We start from the raw sequence: 15,234 nt of genomic DNA, 5'->3' as shown, positions 1-15,234 counted from the left end.
GATGTCGACGACAGAGCACGGAACACCGACCACGACCGCGACGGCCGACCGCGAGGTCGTCGTCTCCCGCACGATCGACGCCCCGCGCGAGCGGGTGTTCGAGGCGTTCACCGAGGTCCGGCACCTGACGCAGTGGTGGGGACCGGACGGGTTCACCACGACCACGCGCGCGTTCGAGTTCCGCGTCGGCGGGGAGTGGGACTTCACGATGCGTGGACCGGACGGGACGGTCTACCCCGAGTGGATCTCCTGGACCGAGATCACCGCGCCGGAGCGCATCGCGTTCGTGCACGGCGAGTCCGCCGACGACGCGAAGGCGTTCGAGACGGTCCTCACGTTCGCACCCGACGGCGCCGGCACCCGGATCCGGATGCACACCGTGTTCCCGACCCGGGAGCAGCGCGACGAGGCGGTCGAGAAGTACCACGCGATCGAGGGCGGGCAGCAGACCCTGGGCAACCTGGCCGCCTACGTCGCCAGCGGCGGCTGACGCGGAGGCGGCCGCGGGTCCGGTCCCGCGGCCGCCGTGCGCTGGTGGTGCCGACCGGGCTCAGGCCTGGCGGCGCCGGCGCGCCAGGACGACCAGCCCGGCGCCGACGGCGAGCGCACCCGCGCCGAGCGCCGCGACGGGCACCGCGGTCGACGTGCCCGTGGCGGCGAGCACCCGCGCCGAGCGCCCGGTCCCGGCGGCGCGCGGTGCCGCGGTGCGAGCGGCTGCGGCCTGCGCCTCGGCCGGTGCGGGAGCGGCCGGCGCTGCGGCTGCCGGTGCTGCCGGTGCGGGTGCGGCCGGTGCTGCGGGAGCCGGCGCCCCGGCAGCGGCTCCCGCCTGCGCGTCGAGCGCGCGGGCGGCGTGCTGGCCGGTCACGAGGAACTCGCGCAGCTCGGCGGGCGTGCCGGCGAGCGCCGCCTGCGTCGCCGCGTACAGCGCCGGGCTCGTGACCGGGTCGATGCCGGCGAGGATTCGCGCGGCCGCCAGGCGGTCGTCCAGGGCGCGCGCCGCGTGCTGGCCGGTCACGAGGAACTCACGCAGCTCGGCGGGCGTGCCGGCGAGCGCCGCCTGCGTCGCCGCGTACAGCGTCGGGCTGGTGGCCGGGTCGATCTCGGCGAGGATCCGAGCCCCCGCGAGGCGGTCGTCGAGGGCGCGCGCCGCGTGCTGGCCGGTCAGCAGGAACTCACGCAGCTCGGCGGCCGTGCCGGCGAGCGCCGCCCGCGTCGCCGCGTACAGCGTCGGGCTGGTGCCCTCCTCGATGCTGCCGAGGATCCGCGCGGCCTCGATCCGGTCGTCGACGCGCCGCGCCGCCTCCAGGCCCGTCGAGAGGAACTCGGAGAGCGCGCGGGGGTCGGGGTCGTCCAGGGCGGCCTGCGCGTTGCGCGAGACGGCGGGACCGGCGCCCACGAGGACGCGTGCGACCCGCAGGCGCTCGTCGGCGTACCACGCGGCCCTGTGGCCGCCGTCGACGAAGGCGCGCAGCTCCTCGTCCGTCCCCGCCAGGGCCTTCGTCGCAGCCGCCCGCGTCGCGGGGCCGTCCGTGGTCGCGGCCAGGACCTCGGCCCAGGCGCGGTACTCCGCGTCGGACGACCCGTCGAACCCCGCCTCGACGAACGCCCGGAGGTCGGCGACCGGATCGGCCGCGGCGGGCAACGCCCCTGCTCCGAGCCCCGCCACCATCAGCGTCACGGCCACGCACAGCGAGCGAATCAGGTTCCGCACCAGCACACACTCCTCGTCATCCGAACGGTCGGGTCGGCAGCACGGCGTCCACGACGACGGATCAAGCCCCCGAGGGCGGACCATATCGGTTGCGAGCCGTTCTGCGAGGTTCGTCCACCCCGTGCGGTGGTGGTCGCCCCTCCGCCCGGGCACCCCTGCTGCGCGTCTTAATCGTTTGCACCGGTGAAGAACGTCGCAGACTCGTGCCACAGTGACCGGGTCGCGGCCGTTGTGAACGCTCACACGGGCTCGGCACCAGCCTCGTGACGGCCCCAGGAGACGGCGATGCGCGACGACCGCGACCAGCACCCCAGCCACCACCGGGGCCGCGCGCCCTCGCGCCGGGCCCGCGCTCGACGGCGCTGGGCCGCCTTCTGCCTCGCGGTCAGCACGGCCGTCGTCGGGCTCGCGGTGGCCGTGTCGCCCCCGGCTGCGGCGATCACCGTCGACACGACCGCGACCTACGTGCTCGTCAACCGCAACAGCGGCAAGGCGCTCGACGTCTTCAACTTCGCGACGAGCGACGGCGCCCGGATCACCCAGTGGACCCGGGGCGACGGCGTCAACCAGCGGTGGCAGCTCGTCAGCTCCGGCGACGGGTACTACCGGGTCCGGTCCCTGCACTCGGGCAAGGTCCTCGACGTCTCGGGCCGGTCGCTCGCCGACGGCGGACCGGTCGTGCAGTGGGCCGACACCAACGGCACGAACCAGCAGTGGCGGCTCCAGGACACCACCGACGGCTACGTCACGCTGGTCAACCGCAACAGCGGCAAGGCGCTCGAGGTCCAGGGTGCCTCGACGGCAGACGGGGGGAACGTCGTGCAGTACGCGAACTGGGGCGGGACCAACCAGCAGTGGCTCCTCGCCCGCGTCGGGACGTCCACCCCGACCCCCACGACGCCCCCGACGGGGACCTTCACCAACCCCGTCGTCTGGCAGGACTTCGCCGACGGCGACATCATCCGCGTCGGCGACGCCTACTACTACTCGGCGTCGACCATGCACTACTCGCCCGGTGCGCCCGTCCTGCGGTCGTACAACCTGGTCGACTGGGAGTACGCCGGCCACTCGGTGCCCCGCCTCGACTTCGACGACGCCGGGTACGACCTCACCGGCGGGCGCAAGTACGTCAAGGGCATCTGGGCGTCCACGCTCGGCTACCGCCCGAGCAACCGCACGTACTACTGGATCGGCTGCACGGAGTTCAACCGCACGTACGTGTACACCGCGTCGGCGGTCGACGGGACGTGGACCAAGAAGGCCCGGCTCAACCAGTGCTACTACGACGCGGGCCTGCTCGTGGACACCGACGACACGATGTACGTCGCGTACGGCAACGGCACGATCAGCGTCGCCCAGCTCAACGCCGACGGCACCGCCCAGGTCCGCGCGCAGCAGGTCTTCCAGACCCCGGCGAGCGTCGGGACCCTCGAGGGCGCCCGGTTCTACAAGCGCGGCGGCTACTACTACATCTGGCTGACCCGGCCCGCGAACGGCCAGTACGTGCTGCGGTCGACCTCGCCGTTCGGCCCGTACGAGATGCGGCAGGTGCTCCTCGACCTGCCGGGCCCGATCCCCGGCGGCGGCGTGCCGCACCAGGGCGGGCTCGTCCAGACGCAGGCCGGCGACTGGTGGTACATGGCGTTCACCGACGCGTACCCCGGCGGCCGGATGCCGACGCTCGCCCCGATCACCTGGAGCGCCGACGGCTGGCCGTCCGTGCAGACGGTCAACGGGCGCTGGGGGGCGACGTACCCGCGGCCGGTCATCGCGACCACCCGGACGGTCGCCCCGATGACGGGCCGGGACACCTTCGCCGGCCCCGCGCTCGGCCACCGGTGGGAGTGGAACCACAACCCCGACACGAGCCGGTTCAGCGTCGGGAACGGGCTGCGGCTGCAGACGGCCACGGTCACGAATGACCTGTACGCCGCGCGCAACACCCTCACGCACCGCATCCAGGGCCCGTCGTCGACGGCGACGATCGAGCTCGACGTCTCGGCGATGGCCGACGGTGACCGGTCGGGCCTCGCGATGCTGCGGCAGTCGTCGGCGTGGATCGGGGTGGTCCGCTCGGGCGGCACGAGCCGGGTCGTGATGACGGACGGGCTGAGCATGAACAGCTCGTGGGCGACCACCGGGACCGGGGTCGAGCGCGCGTCGGCCGCCCTGTCCGGCGGGCGGGTCTGGCTCCGTGCGACGGCGGACATCCGGCCGGGCTCGGGGCGGACGGCGACGTTCTCCTACAGCACCGACGGGACCACGTTCGTCCCGCTCGGGCCCCCTTTCGTCCTCAACAACGAGTGGCAGTTCTTCATGGGCTACCGGTTCGGGATCTTCAACCACGCGACCCGCGCGCTGGGTGGCGCCGTGACCGTCCGCAGCTTCGACCTCACCACGCCCTGACCGCGCCCTGACGCGGCCGTCGCCGACCGCACGCACCCACACGTCCGCACGCACCCACACGTCCGCACGCACCCGCACGACCGCGCGCTCCTGCCCGAGCGCGCGTCACCGCCCGACTGCACAAGGGAGTGCACGATGTCCTCTCCGACCGTCCGTCGCTGGGCCGCGGCCTGCGTGGCGACCCTGTCCCTCCTGACCGCCGGCCTCGCCGTCGGAGCCGGCCCCGCGTCCGCCGTCGGCCCCGCGCCCGCCGCCGCTCCACCGCCCACCGTCGAGGAGCCCGCGCCGCTGCCGCCGCTGGGGTGGAACAGCTGGAACACGTTCTACTGCGGCATCGACGAGGGGATGGTGCGCCAGACCGCGGACGCCATGGTGAGCAGCGGGATGGCCGCGGCCGGGTACCAGTACGTCGTGGTCGACGACTGCTGGATGCGCGACACCCGCGACGCGAGCGGCAACCTCCAGGTCCGGGCCGACCGGTTCCCGTCGGGCATGAAGGCGCTGGGCGACTACATCCACGGCAAGGGCCTCAAGTTCGGGATCTACCACGCGCCGCGCGAGAAGACCTGCGACCAGTACTTCGGCAACCGGCCCGGCACCTCGTCGAACGGCTACGAGACGCGGGACGCCAATCTCTTCGCCTCGTGGGGCGTCGACTACGTCAAGCACGACTGGTGCGATCCGCGCGGCTCGGTCACCGAGCAGGCGACGCTGTTCGCGCGGTTCGGCTCCGCCCTCAAGGCGACCGGCCGCCCGATCGTCTACTCGATCAACCCGAACAGCGCGCACTCCAACACCGCGCCGACCTACCCGGGCTGGGGCTCCTTCGCGGACATGTGGCGGACGTCCGAGGACCTGGACGACGCGTGGTCGACGGGCTGCGCGCCGACGGCCGACTGCTTCGTGGGCATCACCGAGGCGCTCGACATCATCGAGCCGATGCGCGAGTGGACGCGGCCGGGGCAGTACAACGACCCGGACATGCTCATGGTGGGCGTGCGCGGCAGCCTGAACCCGACGGAGAACCGGGCGCACATGACGATGTGGGCGATGCTCAGCGCCCCGCTGATCGCCGGCAACGACCTGCGGAACATGACCGCCGACGTGCGCGCGGTGCTGACGAACCGCGACGTGCTGGCGATCGACCAGGACCCGCTCGTCCGGCAGGCCGACCGCGTGCGCGACGACGGCGAGGCCGAGGTCTGGGCCAAGCCGCTCGCCGACGGCTCGGTCGCGGTCGCGCTGCTCAACCGGGGCGGCGGGGCGCGGTCGATCTCGACGACTCTCGGGCAGGTCGGCCTCGGCTCCGGCACGCACACCTACCGCGAGCTGTGGACCGGCGCGACGGGGACGACCGCGGGGTCGCTCTCGGCCCAGGTCCCCGCGCACGGGGCCGCGCTCTACCGGGTCACGCCCGGCGGCGTCGTGACGCCCCCGACCGGGAGCACGCTCGTCAGCGCCGCGTCGGGCCGCTGCCTCGACGTCCCCGCGAGCGCGACCGCGAACGGCACGGGCCTCGTGATCTGGGACTGCGGCACGGGCGCGAACCAGCAGTGGACCGAGAGCGCCGGCACCCTGCGCTCGCTGGGCAAGTGCCTCGACGCCCCGCCGAGCGCGGTGGCCGGGACGCGCGTGCAGCTGTGGGACTGCAACGGCGGCACGAACCAGCAGTGGACGGCGCAGGGCGACGGGACGATCCGCGGCGTGCGGTCCGGGCTGTGCCTCGACGTGGACCGCAACCTGACCGCCAACAACACCGCCGTGCTGCTGTGGCACTGCTCGGGAGCCGCGAACCAGCGCTGGTCGCGACGGTAGGCGCGCTCCTGCCGGGGCCGGGGTCCGCGAGCGCTGCGGCCCCGGCTCTGCTCGGCGGCGGCCCGCGCGCGCTCGGCACGAGCCGGTCCGCCCGGCCCCTCCAGGGGCACCGGTGGACCGCCGTGGGGCAGGTCTACGCGTCCGGGTCAGCCGCGTCCCAGCCGGGCCGGTCGATGCGGATCGCGTCGTCGCCGACGAGCTGCCGCAGCGTGCCCTCGAGCGCCGCGACCGACGCCGCGCCGACCTGCCGCTCCCACCGCTCACGGAGCTCGGCGAAGACCGCCTCCCCCTCGCGCATCAGGGCCTGCCCGTGCTCGGTGACGCGCAGGCGCATCCGGCGCCCGTCGTCGGGGTCGGGCTCGCGCGCGACGTAGCCGCGCGTCTCGAGGGCGGCGATCGTCTTGGCTGCCGCCTGCTTGGTGACCGACATCGCGCGGCCGAGCTCGGAGGCGCTGTCCGCGCCGGTGAGGATCGCCCGGAGGGCGAAGTCGTGCACGGGCCGGACGTCCTCGTGGCCGCGTCCCGCGAGCTCGGTCTGGGCCTGGTCCGCCATCGCCCGGAAGCCGGCGAGCAGGAGCAGCGCCAGGTCGGCGCCCGATCGCGACATGGGGCCAGCCTAGTCACGCACTTGACATGGACAACCTAGGTGTCTAGCTTGATGGACAACCTAGATGTCCACCTTGGAGGCCACCATGCCCGTCGTCACCCCCGCCGGCGCGACCGTCCCCGGCGTGACCCACCACCTCACCGAGGTCAACGGCACGCGGCTCCACCACGTCTCGGCCGGGACCACCGGCTCGCCGATCCTCCTGGTGCACGGGTGGCCGGAGACCTGGTGGGCCTTCCGGAAGCTGATCCCGCTGCTGGCGGGCACCCACCGCGTGCACGCCCTCGACCTGCGCGGCTTCGGCGACTCCAGCACCGACGGCACCGAGGTCGGCGAGCACGTCGCCGCCGAGGACCTGCACCGCCTCGTCGAGCACCTGGGCGAGGGTCCCGTGCACCTCGTGGTCCAGGACATCAGCGGCGGGGTGGGGTTCCGGTTCACGGCGACCCACCCCGAGGACGTGCTGAGCCTGACCGCCGTGGAGTCGACGCTCGCCGGGTACGGGCTCGAGGCGCTCGCCGACGTGAACGCCCACGGCTCCTGGCACGTCGGGTTCCTCGGCGCGCCCGGCATCCCGTCCCTGCTGCTCCCGGGCCGCGAGCGGGAGCTCCTCGCCGGCTGGGCGTACCCGCTGATGAACGGGACCGAGGGCGCCGTCACCGACGACGACCTCGACGAGCTCGTGCGCACCTACGCGCGCCCGGGTGCCTGGCGCGGCACCGAAGGCCTCTACCAGAGCCTCTTCGCCGACGACGGCGCCACCCGGGCGCTCGCGCAGGCCCGCCCGCTCGCCGTCCCGGTGCTCGCCGTCGACGGCGTCAACCACCCCGCGACCGCGACGACGTTCCGCCAGGTCAGCACGGGCGAGGTCGACGCCGTGCACGTCGAGGGCGTCGGGCACCTCGTCGCGCAGGAGGCCCCGGAGGCGCTCGCCGCGGCGATCCTCGACCACACCGCACGGGTCGACGAGCGGCGCTGAGGGGGGCAGACGGGCGCGCGGACGGCGCGAGGTCCCGTCCCCCGCGGTGACGTCCGTGACGTCGCCCGGGCACGGCACCGGCGGGGGACCGCAACCGCCCGCCAGGGCCGCGCACCGCGTCGACCTCCGCTCAGCGCAGGTGCCGGTCGAGGAACCGGCACGTGTCCTCCAGCTCGAACGCCGGGGTGCCGAGGTGCCCTCCCCGGTTGGCGTGCAGCGTCTTCTCCGTGCTGCCGAACGCGTCGAACAGGTCCAGCGCGCGCTGGCGGGGGTTGCCCTCGTCGTCCCACTGCAGCAGGAGGAGCAGCGGGACGGTGACCTGCCGGGCGTGCTCCCGCTGGGCGCGGGGGACGTGGCCGCCGGCGAACAGACCGAGCGCCGCGATGCGTGGCTCGGCCACGGCGAGCCGGATGCCGAGGGCCGCCCACCCGGTGAACCCGACCGGCCCGTCGATCTCGGGGAGCCGGAGCAGGGCGTCCACGGTGGCCGTCCAGTCGGGGACCGCCGCGTCGACGAGCGCGCCGACCAGCGTCTCGAGGATCTCGTCGACCGGCTCGCCGGCCTGCATCGCCCGGCGCAGGTCGGCGCCGGCCCGCTCGACGGCGGCGGGACCGGGCCGGTCGCCGGAGCCCGGCCCGTCCACGGACGCGACGGCGTAGCCGTGCACCCCCGCGGTGTACCGGGCCCGGGCGACGAGCCGGGCGTCCGACCGGGGCAGGCCGTTGTTGTGCGCCATCAGGATCAGCGGCGCGGGCGTGGTCCGGGGCGTCCAGAGGGTCCCGGGGATGTCGCCGAGGGAGAAGTCGCGTGCGAGGACGCCGTCGTCGTGGCGCTGCTCAGAGGTGAAGCGCATGGTCGTGCCTTTCGGGAGCGCTGGGGTGGCGCTCCCGGACGACCTGTCGTCCGACCGTGATCCTGACGGGGAGCACCCTTGTCGACACTGCGTCCACGGGTACCACCTCCTCGTCCTGCCGCACGGCTCTCGGACCGTAGCGGCGGTCGGGGTCGGGCCGCCAGCGCTTTCCGCTCGACCGGCGCGGGTACCGAAGGCCGGCCGCTGCTCACCGTCGCGGCCGCGGGGTGAGGTTCGTGCGCGGCGGCCGCCCGGGCGCTCGCCGCCCGGGCGGCCCCGGCCTCACACCACGTGCCGGTCGGCGGCGCCCTGGGTCGTGAAGGTCAGGCCGGCGTGCGCCGCGAGCCGGTCCTCGAGCCACTCGCCGAGCAGCGCGCCGGGGGTCCAGAACCCGCCGCCCGCACCGGGCTCCGCGGCACCGACGAGGAGCCCCCTCGCGACCTCGAGCACGATGCGCGACGTCGAGCCGTACCCGGGGTCGCCCTGCGCGGTGACGACCGACGTGAGCCGCCGGCCGTCCGGCGCCGAGCCGGTCAGCAGCACCGTGTAGGCGCCGGCGTCGCGCGCGGCGGCGTCGGGCCCCTCGCCGGGGAGCCGCGGCGGCGCGTCCACCAGGCCGGCCATCATCCCGGCGATCGCGGTCGCGGTGGCCTCGCCGACGGGGCCGGGCCCGGCGAGCATCATCTCGTCGTAGGTGAGGTCACCCCACGCCTGCCCGCGCAGCGCGTTCGACCAGTGCAGGTTCCACACGTTGATCGGCGCGAGGACCCACGGCGCGACCCACATGCCGAGCGCGTCGTCGTGCGCCGGCTCGGCGCTGAGCGGACCCTGCGTGCCCGCGTACCCGCTCGGCAGCACGAGCCCGCGGGCGTCACCGTCCGCGCGCGCCGCCTCCACCTCGGCCGCGAGGCTCGCCAGGGTGCCGCCCGAGAAGCCGGCGTCACCCTCGACGAGCACGCGGCAGGACAGCGCCGGCAGCGGCGACCCCCAGCGGGCGTGCGCCTCCCGCTGCAGCACCTGCGCCGCGAGCTCGAACGGCACCGAGTCGAACCCGGCCGAGAGCACGAGGCGGGCGCCGGTCGACCGCGCGGTCGCGTCGTGCTCGGCGATCATCCGCCGGGCCCAGCGCGGTTCGCCGGACAGGTCGACGTAGTCGACGCCGTGCGCCGCGCAGGCCGCGACGAGCGCCGAGCCGTGCCGGCCGTACGGGCCGACGACGCTGAGCACGAGCCGGGTGCCGCGCACGAGCGCCTCGACCGAGCGCGGGTCGTCGGCGTCGGCCACGAGCAGCGGGGTGTCGGCGGGCAGCCCGGCGTCGTCGCGGACCCGCGCGAGGCGGTCCCGGTCACGGCCCGCGAGCGCCCAGCGACCCGCGCTCGTGCCCGCGGCGTGCTGCGCAGCGAGGTGGCCCGCGAGGATCTGCCCGACGTAGCCCGTGGCACCCCACAGGACGGCGTCGTGCTCCGGTGCGGCGGTCGTCTCGGTCATGCGTCTCCCCGACGTTCGGTGGTCCCGCGCGGCGCTCGCCGGCGGGTGGTGGCCGGGCCCGTGGCGGGCGGCCGGCGTTGCACCCCGACCGTGCCGCGGCCGGGTGCTCGCCCGCCAGGGTGTGGGGCTGCCGTCCGCTGCTCACCCCTGCTCACGGGTGCTCACCCGGCGATAGGGTCGGCGGCGTCGAAGGGGGTCCGCGTGCCCGACGAGCCCGTCACCAGGTCCGCGTCGCAGCAGGCCGGCCCGCTGCTCGACCGTCCGCCCACCGCGCCGTCCGGGCAGCGGCTCGCGCAGCGGCTCGACGCCGCGCGGGAGCGGGCCTTCGTCGGTCGCGAGCACGAGCAGCGGGTGCTGGCCGAGGCGCTGGCCGGCGGCCCCGACGCGCCGCGGGTCGTGCACGTCCACGGGCCGGGCGGCATCGGCAAGTCCACGCTGCTGCGCCGCTTCGTCGCCCGGGCGCGCGCGGCCGGCCGGCCGGTCGTCGAGCTCGACGCGCGCTCCGTCGGGCCGTCCGCCGCCGCGCTCGAGGACACCGGGGCCCGTGCGCTGGTCGACCCGCGGTGCGTGCTGGTCGTCGACTCGCTCGAGCACGGCCCGTGGCTCGAGGCGTGGCTGCGCGAGCGGTTCCTCCCCCGGCTGCCCGACGACGTCCTCGTCGTGCTCGCCGGCCGCACGCCGCCCGACGTCGAGTGGCGCGTCGACCCGGGCTGGGCCGGCGCCGTGACCGCCCTCGCGCTCGGCCCGCTGGGGCCGGGGACGTCGGCGGCGCTGCTCACCGCCGCCGGACTGGACGAGGCCGGGCACGGCGCCGTGCTCGGGTTCGCCGGCGGCAACCCCCTGGTGCTCTCGCTCGCGGCGGCCGTCGTCCGGGGCGCGGAGTCGCAGCCGCAGGAGTGGCGCCCGTCGGGCGACGTGCTCGCGATGCTGCTCGCGCGGCTCGTCGGGGAGGTGCCCTCGCCCGCGCACCGGCGCGCGCTCGAGGTCAGCGCGCAGGCGTACACGACGACGGAGGACCTGCTGCGCGCGACGCTGCCCGACGAGGACGCGCACGCGCTGTTCGCCTGGCTGCGCGGCCTGCCGTTCGTGGAGGCGGTGCCGCACGGCCTCCACCCGCACGACGCGGTGCGCGAGGCGCTCGCCGAGGACCTGCGCTGGCGGGACCCCGAGGCGTTCGGTGCGGTCCGCGACCGGCTGACCCAGGCCCTGCTGCGCCGCCTCCGGGCCGTCGACGAGCGCGCGGCGATCAGCGTCGTCGGCGAGCTGCTCTTCCCGTTCCGGCCCGACGGCGACCCGAGCTGGCAGCGCGAGGGCGAGGTGCGGTCCGGCCCGCTGACCGAGGCCGACGTCCCGGCGGTGCTGCGGCTCGCGGCGACCGCCGAGGGGCCGGAGTCGGCCGCGATCGCCGCGCACTGGGTCGCGCGCGAGCCGCAGGCGTTCCGCGTGTACCGGTGGCCGGGGTCGGACGAGCCCGTCGCGTTCTCCGCGCGCTTGCACCTGGACGCTCCCCGGACCGACGACCTGGCCGTCGACCCGGTCGTCGCCGCCGCCTGGGAGCACGTGGCGACGACGGGCGGTCTACGGCCCGGCGAGCACGTCGCGGTGACGCGGTTCGCGGTGCACCCGGAGCGCTACCAGCAGCCCTCGGCGGTCATGAGCCTCGTCCTGTGGGAGACGGTCGCCGACATCTCGCGCTCGACCGGGCTCGCGCACTGCTTCTGCGTGTACCGGGACGCGGAGACCTGGGGGCCGGTGTGCCGGTACTGGGACCTCGCCGACGTGGGCGCCCGGCCCGTCGTCGGCGCCGACGCGTACGCGCTCTACGTGCACGACTGGCGCCACGTGCCGTTCGCCCCCTGGATCGAGCTGATCATGAGCCCGCTGCCGGAGCGCGACGCCGTCGAGCGCCCGCGGCCCGAGCCGCGCCCGGTGCTCGCGCGCGCGGACTTCGACGCCGCCGTGCGCGACGCGCTCCGGGGCTGGCGGCGACGCGACGCGCTCGCGTCGACCCCGCTGCTGCGCACCCGGCTCGTGCCGCCGGGCGCGACCGACCCGCAGGCGGCGCTGCGGGCGGTGCTGCACGCCACGCTCGGCGCGCTCCGGGCCGACGAGGCCGGCCGGCGCGGGTACGACGCCGTCAGCGCGCTGCACCTCGCGGGGGCGCCGACGCAGGAGTCGGCCGCCCGGCGCCTCGGCGTCCCGTTCAGCACGTTCCGGCGCCACCTCGCGCTCGGCGTCCGGCGGCTGTGCGACGCGCTGTGGGAGCTCGAGGTGCACGGGCTGCAGCACGTGACCGGCGACGCGCACACGCCGGTCCCGGCGAGCGGTGACCGCGGGAGCCGGCCTGACCGCGAGAGCCGGCCGAACCGCTAGAGCCAGCCGAACCGCTCGGCCGTCCGGACCGCCTCCGCGCGGGTGGCCGCGTCGAGCTTCGTCTGGGCGGCGAGCAGGTAGTTGCGCACCGTGCCTGGCGCCAGGTGGGCCCGCTGGGCGATGACCGACGCGGGCAGGTCGAACGCGGCGAGGCGCAGCACCTCGAGCTCGCGGGGGCTGAGCGGGCACGGCGGGGCGCTGAGCGCGTCGGCGGCCAGGCCCGGGTCGACGTACCGCTCGCCGGCGTGGACGGTCCGCAGCACTCCCGCGAGCGTCGCGCCCGACGTGCCCTTGGTGACGAACCCCCGCGCGCCCGACTCGAGCGCGCGGCGCAGGTGCGCCGGTCGGCCGCGGCCGGTGAGGACGACGACGCGGCACCCGGGCAGCGCGCGCGTGATCTCCGCGGCGACGCCCACGCCGTCGAGCCCCGGCATCTCGAGGTCGACGAGCGCGACGTCCGGACGGTGCGCGAGCGCGGCGGCGACCGCGGCCGGGCCGTCGGCGGCCTGCGCGACGACGTCGAGGTCGGGCTCGAGCGCGAGCAGCGCGGCGACGGCGGAGCGGATCAGCTCCTCGTCGTCGGCGATCAGGACGCGGATCACGAGGCCGCGCCCTCCGCGGTCGCGGACGCACCGTCGGGCAGCGGCGCGCCGTCGGGCACCGGCGCAGCGACCGGCACCGGCACGCTCGCCCGGAGGAGGAACTCGTCCCCGAGCCGCTCGACGCGCAGCCGCCCGCCGGCGTCCGCGAGCCGGGCCGCCACGCCGTCGAGCCCCGAGCTGTGCGCGTCGGCCCCCCGCGCGTCGACGCCGTCGTTGCGGACGGTCAGCACGGCGGTCGCGTGGTCCTCCCCGCCCGGGGCACCGGCCTCGACGCCGACCTCGACCCGGCACCACGTCGCGCGGCTGTGCCGCAGCACGTTGGTCACGGCCTCGCGCAGCACGGGCGCGAGGCGGGCCGCCGCGTCGGGCGGCACGTCCGCGGCCTCCCCGACGACCGTGCACCGCACGCCCGCCGAGTCGAGCACCTGACGCACGGCCGCGACCTCCTCGTGCAGGTCCACCGAGCGGTAGGCGTGCACGGCCTGGCGCACCTCCGCGAGCGCCGTCGTGGCGAGCCGCTGGATCTGCCCGGCCTCGTCCCGGACGGCGGGGTCGCCCGCGGGCAGGCGGGCGACGAGCTCGGCCTTGAGCGCGATGACGGTGAGGCTGTGCCCGAGCACGTCGTGCACGTCGCGCGCGAACCGCAGCCGCTCCTCCCCCGCGGCGAGGCGCGCGCGGGCGTCGCGGCCGGCGTCGGCGTCGAGCAGGAGCGCCCACATCCACACCGGCGCCCAGTTGACCGCCGCGACGGACAGGCCGATGCCGCCGGTCACGACGAGCGCCTGCACGGCCGAGCCGCCGACGAGCCCGGCCACCACGACGCTCGCCGCGGAGCAGACCGAGGCCACGACGACGACCCACCGCCACGTCACGAGCAGCGGCGCGATGCCGACGACGCCCGCGCCGACCCACGCCCACGTCGCCCACCGCCCGGCGGCGACGGGTGCGACCAGCGCGAGCGACGCCACGGCCGTCCCGGCGAGGGCGAGCGTCCAGGCCCGGCGGGTGCCGGCCGTCGTCCCCGGCGTCACGGCACCGTGCACCGCACCGGCCGACGCCACGGTGAATGCCCCGATCCCGAGCGCACCGAGCCCGGCCCACAGCGGCCGCGACTCCTCGAGCAGGCCGATCCCGGGCATGACGAGGCTCGTGCACACCGTGGTCGCGAGCCACACGAGCACGAGCGCCCGCGCGCGGCCCAGCCGGCGGTCGCGCGGAGCGGCCGACCAGGGCGACGCGGCGACGGTGCTCACACGCGTGATGCTAGGCGCGAGGGGCGCACGGCGGACCCGTGCGGTCCGCACCGGATCCGGTGCGCCGGGCCCGGGGCCCGCGGGCGCGCTCCGGGCCGAGCGTGGCTCCATGACCACGACACACGCACCGACCTCCGCACCCAGCCCGCACACGTCCGCCCAGGGCGCGTCCGACCCGCACGCACCCACGCGGCCCGCACCCACCCAGCACGCGCCCGCCCACGACGCGGCTGCCCAGCACACGCCCACGCAGCACGCACCCACGCGGCCCGCACCCACGCAGCACCGCACCGCGACGACCCCGCCACGCCCTCCCCGCGGGCCGGCCGCGACGTTCGCCCGCCATCTCGGCGGCATGGCCGTGGCCATGCTCCTCGGGATGCTCCTGCTCGCCCCCGTCGCGACGGCCCTCGCCGGCGCGGCCGGGTGGGACCTCGCCGCGGCCGGCCCGGAGGCCCCGGCGCTCGTCATGGCGACGACCATGACCCTCGGCATGGCCGTCTGGATGGTGCACCGCGGGCACGGTGCCCGCGCCGTCGGCGAGATGTCGGCGGCGATGGTCCTGCCGTTCGCGGCCGGCCTCGTCCCGTACTGGGCGGGGCTGGTGTCCGCGGCCGACGCGCTCGTCGTCGGGCACCTCCTGATGCTCCCCGCGATGGCGGCCGTGATGCTCGTGCGCCGGGCGGAGTACACGGGCGGGCACGTGCACGCCCCGGCGCGCACGGCGGCGTGGCGAGCGGTCGAGGCCGTCGCGCACCGCTGGCCGACGCTCCTCGCGCTCGGCCTGACCTTCGACTCGTGGCTGCGCCCCGGCATCCCCCCTGCGTGGATGCTCGCCGTGCTCGGCGCGGAGTACCTGGTGATCGGGGCGGTGCGCCGCGAGCTCCACCTCGACCGGCTGCTCGCGGCGCACGTCGCCGGGTTCGTCGTCTACCTCGGGCTCGCCGCCGTCGCGGCCACCGCACCGGTCGCGGTCGCCGGGCCCGTCGTCGCCGCCGGGTGGCTCCTGCACGTCGCGTGGGACGTCGCCCTGCACCGGGCGGACCGGGTCACCTGGCGCTGGTTCGCCGAGGCGTGCATCGTGATCGACCTCGTCGTCGGGGTGACGGTCCTGCTGGCTCTGTGACCTGGCGCGACGGCGGCCCGG

The 15,234-nt window shown here is 76.3% G+C and carries 12 protein-coding genes; 6 read left to right on the top strand and 6 right to left on the bottom strand.

Going from position 1 to position 15,234, the window contains the following annotated elements; genetic code table 11:
• The first annotated feature begins 1 nt into the window (after position 1).
• Positions 2–490: an SRPBCC family protein gene (locus tag CCE01nite_RS06580; RefSeq protein WP_034632781.1), complete on the top strand. Its 489-nt coding sequence runs from the start codon at positions 2–4 to the stop codon at positions 488–490.
• A 60-nt stretch (positions 491–550) separates the two neighbouring features.
• Here CCE01nite_RS06580 and CCE01nite_RS06575 read toward each other — a convergent pair whose 3' ends face one another.
• Positions 551–1,711 carry an ALF repeat-containing protein gene (locus CCE01nite_RS06575; protein ID WP_170223943.1) on the bottom strand — a complete coding sequence of 387 codons (1,161 nt, stop codon included), beginning with the start codon at positions 1,709–1,711 and terminating at the stop codon, positions 551–553.
• Between the two features lie 285 nt (positions 1,712–1,996).
• Here CCE01nite_RS06575 and CCE01nite_RS06570 point away from each other — a divergent pair, with 285 nt between their 5' ends.
• Together CCE01nite_RS06570 and CCE01nite_RS06565 are read left to right on the top strand one after the other, a co-directional pair.
• A complete protein-coding gene (locus CCE01nite_RS06570; protein ID WP_034634768.1) occupies positions 1,997–4,117 on the top strand; it encodes a family 43 glycosylhydrolase in 2,121 nt (706 codons plus the stop codon).
• Positions 4,118–4,252: 135 nt separating this feature from the next.
• Positions 4,253–5,932 carry a glycoside hydrolase family 27 protein gene (locus CCE01nite_RS06565; protein ID WP_052104473.1) on the top strand — a complete coding sequence of 560 codons (1,680 nt, stop codon included), beginning with the start codon at positions 4,253–4,255 and terminating at the stop codon, positions 5,930–5,932.
• Between the two features lie 133 nt (positions 5,933–6,065).
• Here the strand turns inward: CCE01nite_RS06565 and CCE01nite_RS06560 are convergent, their stop codons facing one another.
• Positions 6,066–6,539 carry a MarR family winged helix-turn-helix transcriptional regulator gene (locus tag CCE01nite_RS06560; protein WP_034634770.1) on the bottom strand — a complete coding sequence of 158 codons (474 nt, stop codon included), beginning with the start codon at positions 6,537–6,539 and terminating at the stop codon, positions 6,066–6,068.
• Positions 6,540–6,603: 64 nt separating this feature from the next.
• Here CCE01nite_RS06560 and CCE01nite_RS06555 point away from each other — a divergent pair, with 64 nt between their 5' ends.
• Complete coding sequence (locus CCE01nite_RS06555; RefSeq protein ID WP_246056350.1) at positions 6,604–7,518, top strand: alpha/beta fold hydrolase; 915 nt, start codon at positions 6,604–6,606, stop codon at positions 7,516–7,518.
• 130 nt (positions 7,519–7,648) lie between these two features.
• On the opposite strand, the gene CCE01nite_RS06550 is transcribed toward CCE01nite_RS06555, so the two are convergent.
• Both CCE01nite_RS06550 and CCE01nite_RS06545 read right to left on the bottom strand, forming a co-directional pair.
• On the bottom strand, positions 7,649–8,371 hold the full coding sequence (locus tag CCE01nite_RS06550) for a dienelactone hydrolase family protein (RefSeq protein ID WP_034634772.1): 723 nt from the start codon (positions 8,369–8,371) through the stop codon (positions 7,649–7,651).
• A gap of 282 nt (positions 8,372–8,653) precedes the next feature.
• The gene (locus CCE01nite_RS06545) at positions 8,654–9,859 is read right to left on the bottom strand and encodes a saccharopine dehydrogenase family protein (RefSeq protein ID WP_034634774.1); all 1,206 of its coding nucleotides are present in this window, start codon (positions 9,857–9,859) and stop codon (positions 8,654–8,656) included.
• A gap of 201 nt (positions 9,860–10,060) precedes the next feature.
• Between CCE01nite_RS06545 and CCE01nite_RS06540 the strand changes: the two genes are divergently transcribed.
• Complete coding sequence (locus CCE01nite_RS06540) at positions 10,061–12,232, top strand: ATP-binding protein (protein WP_170223942.1); 2,172 nt, start codon at positions 10,061–10,063, stop codon at positions 12,230–12,232.
• Here the strand turns inward: CCE01nite_RS06540 and CCE01nite_RS06535 are convergent.
• Together CCE01nite_RS06535 and CCE01nite_RS06530 are read right to left on the bottom strand one after the other, a co-directional pair.
• On the bottom strand, positions 12,229–12,834 hold the full coding sequence (locus CCE01nite_RS06535; RefSeq protein ID WP_034624388.1) for a response regulator transcription factor: 606 nt from the start codon (positions 12,832–12,834) through the stop codon (positions 12,229–12,231). The genes CCE01nite_RS06540 and CCE01nite_RS06535 overlap by 4 nt on opposite strands.
• On the bottom strand, positions 12,831–14,087 hold the full coding sequence (locus CCE01nite_RS06530) for a sensor histidine kinase (protein ID WP_211254490.1): 1,257 nt from the start codon (positions 14,085–14,087) through the stop codon (positions 12,831–12,833). Before CCE01nite_RS06530 ends, CCE01nite_RS06535 begins: the two co-directional genes overlap by 4 nt.
• Positions 14,088–14,196: 109 nt before the next feature.
• On the opposite strand from CCE01nite_RS06530, the gene CCE01nite_RS06525 reads away from it, so the two are divergent.
• Positions 14,197–15,213 carry a hypothetical protein gene (locus CCE01nite_RS06525; protein WP_141372090.1) on the top strand — a complete coding sequence of 339 codons (1,017 nt, stop codon included), beginning with the start codon at positions 14,197–14,199 and terminating at the stop codon, positions 15,211–15,213.
• The last annotated feature ends 21 nt before the right edge of the window (positions 15,214–15,234 follow it).

Origin of the sequence: Cellulomonas cellasea (assembly GCF_006538745.1) — a bacterium.
Lineage (GTDB): Bacteria > Actinomycetota > Actinomycetes > Actinomycetales > Cellulomonadaceae > Cellulomonas_A > Cellulomonas_A cellasea.
This window is presented reverse-complemented; position numbering and strand designations above follow the sequence as displayed.

What these genes read in the sequence shown, in the direction of transcription:
- CCE01nite_RS06525 (WP_141372090.1), top strand. Translation starts at nt 14,197, where the DNA reads ATGACCACGACACACGCACCGACCTCCGCACCCAGCCCGCACACGTCC.
- CCE01nite_RS06565 (WP_052104473.1), top strand. Translation starts at nt 4,253, where the DNA reads ATGTCCTCTCCGACCGTCCGTCGCTGGGCCGCGGCCTGCGTGGCGACC.
- CCE01nite_RS06580 (WP_034632781.1), top strand. Translation starts at nt 2, where the DNA reads ATGTCGACGACAGAGCACGGAACACCGACCACGACCGCGACGGCCGAC.
- CCE01nite_RS06570 (WP_034634768.1), top strand. Translation starts at nt 1,997, where the DNA reads ATGCGCGACGACCGCGACCAGCACCCCAGCCACCACCGGGGCCGCGCG.
- CCE01nite_RS06550 (WP_034634772.1), bottom strand. Translation starts at nt 8,371, where the DNA reads ATGCGCTTCACCTCTGAGCAGCGCCACGACGACGGCGTCCTCGCACGC.
- CCE01nite_RS06560 (WP_034634770.1), bottom strand. Translation starts at nt 6,539, where the DNA reads ATGTCGCGATCGGGCGCCGACCTGGCGCTGCTCCTGCTCGCCGGCTTC.
- CCE01nite_RS06545 (WP_034634774.1), bottom strand. Translation starts at nt 9,859, where the DNA reads ATGACCGAGACGACCGCCGCACCGGAGCACGACGCCGTCCTGTGGGGT.
- CCE01nite_RS06555 (WP_246056350.1), top strand. Translation starts at nt 6,604, where the DNA reads ATGTCCACCTTGGAGGCCACCATGCCCGTCGTCACCCCCGCCGGCGCG.